Genomic DNA, 5,390 nt, shown 5'->3' on the forward strand with positions numbered 1-5,390 from the left:
GGGCAGCGCGCCCGGGGTCAGGGCGTATGCGGCGGTGGTAGCCCAGACGGCGAGCGCGGTGGCGCCGGTCAGAGTGCGGGCGTCGGCGGCGCGGCGAACGCCGCAGGTCGCACGGTGCGCGGGCACATGGGAAGAGCGAAGCATGAGAAGGAAAGGGCCTTTCAGGGGGTCCGTCAACGGTAGCGACCCGAGGGCGCCCGTGTCACATCGAGGTAACGACGCACGTCGCATCGTCGGGTGGGAGGCGTGCCGATGCCGGCGCCATCCCAGTCCCTGACCAACCCTCAGCAGGCAGGGCAGGAGTGCTTGAGTAGCCCTCGTGCCCCGGTTCACCCGCGCCGAGTTGGAGTCCTTCCTGGACGCCGAAGTCCCTGACCTGCTCGGCCCGGACTGCCGCCTGCTCTTCGTCGGCATCAACCCGGGCTTGTGGACCGCTGCTACCCAGACGCACTTCGCCCACCCGGGCAACCGCTTCTATCCGGCCCTCCTGCGCGCGGGGATCATCGATCGCCAGATCGACCCCGCGGCGGGGATGACCGACGCCGACCGGGCCTATCTCGTGGCCCGCGGCATCGGCATCACGAATCTCGTGCGACGCGCCACCGCCCGAGCCGACGAACTCATCACGGCCGAACTCCTCGCGGGCGGCGAGCAACTGCTCGCGACCGTGGGCGCCGTGGCACCGCGGGTGGTCGCGATCGCGGGCATCACCGCCTACCGGCAGGCGTTCGGGGTGCGCACCGCACGCGCCGGCCAGCAGCCGGAACCGCTCGCCGGGGCCGACCTGTGGGTAGTCCCCAATCCGAGCGGCCTGAACGCCCACGAGACCATTGACTCCCTCGCCGAGGCGTACGCCGCGCCCGCCCGTGCTGCTGGGCTGCGGCTCGCCGCGAAGAAAGCGGCCAGCGGATAGGAAACCGACGCACGGGCTATTGCGAATCACTTGCAGTAGCGTTGGAGGTCACCGAGCAGAGGAGGAGGCGCCGCGTGCACGTGCCAGATGGGTTTCTGGACGCGCCGACATCCATCGGCACGGCGTCGCTCGCGGCGGCGGGGGTTGCCGTATGCCTGCGCGGTGCCCGCCGCGAGCTCGACGACCGCACTGCGCCGCTGGCCGGCCTGGTCGCCGTCTTCGTCTTCGCGGCCCAGATGCTCAACTTTCCCGTCGGCGCCGGCACCTCTGGCCATCTCCTCGGCGGCGCGCTGGCCGCAGTCCTCGTCGGCCCGTTCACGGCGACCTTGTGCCTGGCCGTCGTCCTGCTGGTGCAGGCCCTGGCCTTCGCCGACGGCGGGCTGACCGCCCTCGGCACGAATGTCACCCTGATGGGCATTGTCGGCGTCTGGGTCGGGTATGCCGTCTTCGTCGCGGCGCGGGCCGCGCTGCCCAAGCGCCTGGCGAGCATCCCCGTCGCGGCCGCTCTCGGCGCCGCCCTCTCGGTGCCGGCCGCCGCCCTCGCCTTCACCGCCCTCTATGCCATCGGCGGGACCGCGCCGATCCCCCTGCGGACGCTCGCGATCGCGATGGCCGGCTGGCATACGCTCATCGGACTCGGTGAGGCGGCCATCACCTACCTCGCGGTCGGCAGCATCGTCGCGACCCGCCCGGATCTCGTGCACGGCGCCGGGCCCGCGCTCGCCACACCGAAGCTCGTCATCCGTGACGGGGCACTGACGTGAAGCGGCTGAGCACCCGCACGCTGATCCTGTGGGGACTTGCGGTCAGTCTCGTCCTGGCCGGGGTCGCGAGCTACTACGCCTCGTCCCGTCCCGACGGGCTGGAGTATGTCGCCGAGCAGAACGGGATCGCCGGTCAGGCGCAGCAGCACGGGAGCACCGGTTCGCCGTTGGCCGAATACGGCGTCAGCGGCGTCCACAACGCCCGGCTCTCCGGCGGGCTCGCGGGCGTCATCGGTGTGCTGCTCGTCGCCGCGCTGGCCTTCGGCCTGATGGCCGCCTTGCGTCGCCACGGCCGGGCATCGACCCCCGACCCGGGCGCCTGAGGTGGGCGCTGGCCACGGCCATACCGTCCATTTCCACGGGCACTCGGTCGTCCATCGCCTCCCGGCGCACACCAAATTGGCGGCACTGGTGGCTTTCGTCCTGATCGTCGTCGCGACGCCACGCACCGCGGTCTGGGCCTTCGTGACGTATGCCGTCCTCCTCCTCGTTCTCGCCCGCGCCTCGCGCGTCCCCGCGCGCTACCTCGGCAAGCGGCTGCTCATCGAGATCCCGTTCGTCGTCTTTGCCGTGTTGATGCCGGTGGTCTCGACCGGGCCGCGCATCGCCGTGGGGCCCGCGTCGCTCTCGGAGCCGGGGTTATGGGCGGCGTGGGGCTTGCTGGCCAAGGGCACGATCGGCGTGGGTGCGTCGGTGTTGCTGGGTGCGACGACCGAGCCGCGCGACCTCGTGCGGGCGCTCGAAAAGGCCCGCCTGCCAAGGCAATTGGTGCAGATCGCAGCGTTCATGTTCCGCTACCTGGAGGTCGTCGGCGGCGAACTGACTCGCATGCGGATCGCGCGCGAGTCACGTGGCTTCCGGGCGCGCTCGGTGCGCGCCTGGCCGGTCCTCGCCGCGACCCTCGGCGCCCTCTTCATCCGGTCATACGAACGCGGCGAGCGGGTCCATCTCGCCATGCTTTCGCGCGGGTATGCCGGCCGTCTGCCCTTCCCCACCGACCTTACGGCGAGCCGCGCCGAGTGGGCGCGCGCCCTGGCGCTGCCCGGTGCCGCCGCGATCTGCGCCGGCGCCGCGTGGTTGGGAGTGGGCGGATGAGCGTGCCCGTGCTCGACCTTCGCGGAGTCGCTTATGCCTATCCGGACGGACATCAAGCCCTCTTCGGCGTCGACCTGCACGTCCACCCCGGCGAGCGGGTCGCGCTTCTCGGACCTAATGGCGCCGGTAAGACCACCCTCGTGCTGCACCTGAACGGCATCCTGGCCGCGGGTGCGGGCAGCGTCTCGGTCTCGGGGCTGCCGGTGCGCAAGGAGAACCTGCTGGAGATCCGGCGACGGGTCGGCGTGGTCTTCCAGGACCCCGACGACCAGTTGTTCATGCCCTCCGTGCGTGACGATGTCGCCTTCGGCCCGGCGAACCTCGGCCTGGCGCCGGACGTGATCGAGGCGCGGGTGGAGTCGGCGCTGCGGGCGGTGGGCATGCTCGACTTCGTCGCGCGCCCGCCGCACCATCTCTCCTTCGGCCAGCGGCGCCGGGTCGCGGTGGCAACGGTGCTCGCGATGGAACCGGAGATCCTGGTCCTCGACGAGCCGTCGTCGAACCTCGACCCGGCCTCGCGACGCGAACTCGCGGCGATCCTCGACCGGCTGGACGTGACCATCTTGATGGTCACCCACGACCTGCCCTATGCCCTGCAGCTGTGCGAACGCGCGGTCATCCTCGCCGACGGCCGGATCGTCGCCGACGGTGCGACCGCGTCGATCCTCACCGACGCGGAGTTGATGGGGCGCCACCGGCTGGAGTTGCCCTTCGGCTTCGACCCGCGCACCGTCGGCGGCCTGACGCCGGGTCCGTGACCGGTGCCCCCTGCCCACTCGACCCGGCGAGATTGCACTCTCGATCGTGTTTGGGCGCCCTCTCGACGGGGTAGACGTTTGGGTGAGGGGGGTCAGCCGCAGGGACAGGATCTTCATCCCTGATCCATACCTGGGTCCGATGTACCGGAGCGGCTCGCGCGGGCAGGCTCGATGTCATGACCTTCACCGACATCGCCATCGCTGCCCTGACCGTCATCGGGATTGCCCTGATGACCGCACTCGCGGTCGTGCCCTTCCTGCTCGACCACGACGCCGAGAAGCGCACGGCCCGGGTGATGACCTTACGACCCGGCGCGCCGCGCGGGCATACGACAATCGGCGCGCGGCAACGCGCGGCCTGAGGCGACTACTTGTCGTAGGCCGTGGCGTGCTTCGGCTGGTAGATGAGGATCGCGTCGGTGCCCGGCACCTCGATCTCCATGCCGATCCCGAAGCCCATGTCGGACGGGCCGGTGAGGATGTGACCACCCTTGACGCGCACCTGGGTGGCCGTCGCCTCGATGTCGGTCGTCATCAGGCTCAGTTGGTGGTGCCGCGGCGCGGTGAAGGTCTCGCCGTCGAACTCCCCCTGAGTGGGGTGGACGCCCACCTCGCTCGGCCCGGTGGCGAAAATCAGCCAGTCGCCGGGCTCGCCCGACCCACCGTCGCTGACGAAGGACAGGCCGAGGACATCCTTGAAAAAGGTCCGCGTGGCCGGGGCGTCGTCGCTGTAGACGAGCACGTGAACGGCATTGATCATGTCCCGACCCTATCGAGGCTGCGCCACCCGGGGAACCGCGACGCAGCGGCCGGCGACCAAGCGCACGTATGCCGTCTCCCCCGCCACCCGGTGGCTCGCCTGCGCTTCGGCCCGCGTCCGCGACGGGAGCTCGACCTCGACCGTGACATAGCCCCGGTGATCGATCTGCTCACCGATGGCCAGGATCGCGCCTGCTGGGCCGGCATCAGCGGAGTCGTCGCCCTGGTCCGCGGGCCGCGCGATCAGGCCGCCCGGGGCGACGGCCAGGACGTGCTCGGGTGGGATCGGGTCGGGCCATCCGAGAGCGGCAGCATCCTGCTCGCCGAGCAGCGGCGCATAACCGAGGAAGGCGGCGACGCCGGCGTCGGCAGGGGCGCGCCAGAGGCGCTCTGGGGTGTCGAGTTGGACGATCGCCCCGTCGCGGAGCACGGCGATCCGATCGGCGACCGCGAAAGCTTCGTCCTGATCGTGCGTGACATAGATCGCGGTCGTCCCGGTGGCCCGCAAGGTGGAGCGCAGGACGCCGACAAGGTGCTCACGTAAGGCCCGGTCCAGCGCGGACAGGGGCTCATCGAGCAGCAGCAGGCGGGGTTGCGGGGCGAGGGCGCGGGCCAGCGCGACCCGTTGGGCCTGACCGCCGGACAGTGACGTGATCGCACGGCGCTCGAAGCCGGCGAGCCCGACCAGGTCGAGCAGTTCGGCGACCCGGTGCGCGCGCCCGCGGCCCCCCAAGGCAGGCAAGCCGTAGGCGACATTGCCGCCGACGTCACGGTGCGGAAAGAGCTGCCCGTCCTGGAACATCACCCCAAAGCCGCGCTTGTGGACCGGGACCGCCGTGACGTCGACGCCGTCCCATCGGACCCGGCCGGCCGCGAGCGGCTCGAGGCCGGCGATGCCACGCAGCAGTGAGGACTTCCCCGAGCCGGAGGCCCCGAGCAGCGCCAGGATGCCGCCGGGCAACAGGTCGAGATCCACCGCGTCGACGGCCACGGTTGCACCGAAACGCACGGTCAGTCCCCGCACCGTGAGCCCCGGCCCGGACCCGCGCTCCGCCGCGCCTTCGCCATCTAGGCCGTCGCCGTCCTGCCAGCCGGCGCCCG

At 71.3% G+C, this 5,390-nt stretch carries 8 protein-coding genes; 6 read left to right on the forward strand and 2 right to left on the reverse strand.

The genetic code is table 11. From position 1 onward, the window contains the following. Positions 1 to 319 precede the first annotated feature (319 nt). The 6 genes from PKH97_RS13175 to PKH97_RS13200 all read left to right on the forward strand — a co-directional run bounded on the left by PKH97_RS13175 (position 320) and on the right by PKH97_RS13200 (position 3,892). A complete protein-coding gene (locus PKH97_RS13175) occupies positions 320 to 913 on the forward strand; it encodes a mismatch-specific DNA-glycosylase (protein ID WP_324387964.1) in 594 nt (197 codons plus the stop codon). Between the two features lie 74 nt (positions 914 to 987). Beyond that, positions 988 to 1,677, forward strand: coding sequence for an energy-coupling factor ABC transporter permease (locus PKH97_RS13180; RefSeq protein ID WP_324387966.1), 690 nt, complete (start codon positions 988 to 990; stop codon positions 1,675 to 1,677). After that, entirely contained in the window at positions 1,674 to 2,000 is a 327-nt protein-coding gene (locus PKH97_RS13185) for a PDGLE domain-containing protein (RefSeq protein ID WP_324387968.1), read from the forward strand. Before PKH97_RS13180 ends, PKH97_RS13185 begins: the two co-directional genes overlap by 4 nt. A gap of 1 nt (position 2,001) precedes the next feature. Next, the gene (gene cbiQ, locus PKH97_RS13190) at positions 2,002 to 2,772 is read left to right on the forward strand and encodes a cobalt ECF transporter T component CbiQ (protein ID WP_324387969.1); all 771 of its coding nucleotides are present in this window, start codon (positions 2,002 to 2,004) and stop codon (positions 2,770 to 2,772) included. Beyond that, entirely contained in the window at positions 2,769 to 3,530 is a 762-nt protein-coding gene (locus tag PKH97_RS13195; protein ID WP_324387971.1) for an ABC transporter ATP-binding protein, read from the forward strand. The genes cbiQ and PKH97_RS13195 overlap by 4 nt, the downstream gene beginning before the upstream one ends. Before the next feature lie 176 nt (positions 3,531 to 3,706). Then, a complete protein-coding gene (locus PKH97_RS13200) occupies positions 3,707 to 3,892 on the forward strand; it encodes a hypothetical protein (RefSeq protein WP_324387972.1) in 186 nt (61 codons plus the stop codon). A 5-nt stretch (positions 3,893 to 3,897) separates the two neighbouring features. Here the strand turns inward: PKH97_RS13200 and PKH97_RS13205 are convergent, their stop codons facing one another. Together PKH97_RS13205 and PKH97_RS13210 are read right to left on the reverse strand one after the other, a co-directional pair. Then, positions 3,898 to 4,290 carry a VOC family protein gene (locus PKH97_RS13205; RefSeq protein WP_324387973.1) on the reverse strand — a complete coding sequence of 131 codons (393 nt, stop codon included), beginning with the start codon at positions 4,288 to 4,290 and terminating at the stop codon, positions 3,898 to 3,900. Between the two features lie 9 nt (positions 4,291 to 4,299). Next, a complete protein-coding gene (locus PKH97_RS13210; protein WP_324387974.1) occupies positions 4,300 to 5,313 on the reverse strand; it encodes an ABC transporter ATP-binding protein in 1,014 nt (337 codons plus the stop codon). Between the last annotated feature and the right edge of the window lie 77 nt (positions 5,314 to 5,390).

The organism is Nostocoides sp., from assembly GCF_035343835.1.
In the GTDB taxonomy this organism is placed as follows: domain Bacteria; phylum Actinomycetota; class Actinomycetes; order Actinomycetales; family Dermatophilaceae; genus Nostocoides_A; species Nostocoides_A vanveenii.

Excerpts from the sequence above, each read along its gene's own strand:
- PKH97_RS13195 (WP_324387971.1), top strand. The coding sequence starts at position 2,769 with ATGAGCGTGCCCGTGCTCGACCTTCGCGGAGTCGCTTATGCCTATCCG.
- PKH97_RS13200 (WP_324387972.1), top strand. The coding sequence starts at position 3,707 with ATGACCTTCACCGACATCGCCATCGCTGCCCTGACCGTCATCGGGATT.
- PKH97_RS13205 (WP_324387973.1), bottom strand. The coding sequence starts at position 4,290 with ATGATCAATGCCGTTCACGTGCTCGTCTACAGCGACGACGCCCCGGCC.